Annotated in this window: 1 protein-coding gene; it reads right to left on the bottom strand. The window is 69.8% G+C overall.

The window, feature by feature from the left end; translation table 11 throughout:
• Nucleotides 1–1,206 (bottom strand): glutamate--tRNA ligase (gene gltX / locus GH736_RS23085; protein ID WP_235934651.1); only part of this gene is annotated, 1,206 nt, incomplete at its 3' end.
• Between the last annotated feature and the right edge of the window lie 84 nt (nt 1,207–1,290).

The raw sequence follows: 1,290 nt of genomic DNA, 5'->3' as shown, positions 1-1,290 counted from the left end.
GAGCACGGCGGGGCTGTCGGCGGGCAGGCCGGCGAGCGCGTCGTCGTCGTAGCGGAGGCCCGCGGCATCCGTGAAGAGGAATCCGAGCATGCCCGGCGCCTCGCCGAGCAGGCCGATGCGCTCCTGGACGAGCGGCGCGGCCTCGGCGAGCAGCGACTCCTGTGCCGCGGTGATGGGCGTCTCGACCGCGCCGGCCGCCTGGAGGTAGGGCACCGTGCGGGCGGCGAACTCGCCGACGCCGAGCTGGCGGATGTGGTCGCCGTTGATGGCCTCGGCCTTCTTGAGGTCGAAGCGCGCGGGGTTCGGGTTGACGTTCACGACGTCGAAAGCCGCCACGAGCTCATCGCGGGAGAACACGTCGCGGTCGGCGGAGAAGCCCCAGCCGAGCAGTGCGAGGTAGTTGACGAGGCCCTCGGGGATGAACCCCCGCTCGCGGTGGTGGAAGAGGCTCGACTCGGGATCGCGCTTCGAGAGCTTCTTGTTGCCCTCGCCCATCACGTAGGGCAGGTGTCCGAACCGCGGCACGAAGGTCGTCACGCCGATGTCGATGAGCGCATGGTAGAGCGCGATCTGCCGCGGCGTCGAGGAGAGGAGGTCCTCGCCGCGGAGCACGTGCGTGATGCCCATGAGCGCGTCATCGACGGGATTCACGAACGTGTAGAGCGGGGCGCCGTTGGGACGCACGACGACGAAGTCGATGGTCGACCCGATCGGGAAGTCGATGCGGCCGCGCACCAGGTCGTCGAAGCCGAGGTCGACCTCGGGCACCCGGAGCCGCAGCGCGGGCTGGCGACCCTCGGCGCGGAACGCGGCACGCTGCGCATCGGTGAGGTCGCGGTCGAAGTTGTCGTAGCCGAGCTGCTTGGGACGGCCGTTCGCTGCGTTCCGCGCATCGATCTCCTCGGCGGTCGAGTACGACTCGTAGAGGTGTCCCGACGCGATGAGCCGGTCGATGATCTCGCGGTAGAGGTCGCCGCGCTGCGACTGGCGGTAGGGCGCATGCGGACCGCCGATACCGATGCCCTCGTCCCAGTCCAGCCCGAGCCAGGTGAGCGCGTCGAGGAGCTGCTCGTAGCTCTCCTCGCTGTCGCGCGCGGCATCCGTGTCCTCGACGCGGAACACGAACGTGCCGCCGGTGTGCCGCGCGTACGCCCAGTTGAAGAGGGCGGTGCGGTCACGGAGCTCGAGCTCGAGGACTGCGGCCACTCGCCGCACCTCGAGAAGCCGGCCGAGTTCCGGACGGCGCTGCTCGACCTCCTCGACGCCTGAATCGACGATCGGAGTTCGATG

Source organism: Agromyces humi (assembly GCF_009720255.1).
GTDB classification, from domain to species: domain Bacteria; phylum Actinomycetota; class Actinomycetes; order Actinomycetales; family Microbacteriaceae; genus Agromyces; species Agromyces humi.
The sequence above is the reverse complement of the archived record's forward strand: the minus strand, read 5'-3'. Positions and strand labels throughout refer to the sequence as shown.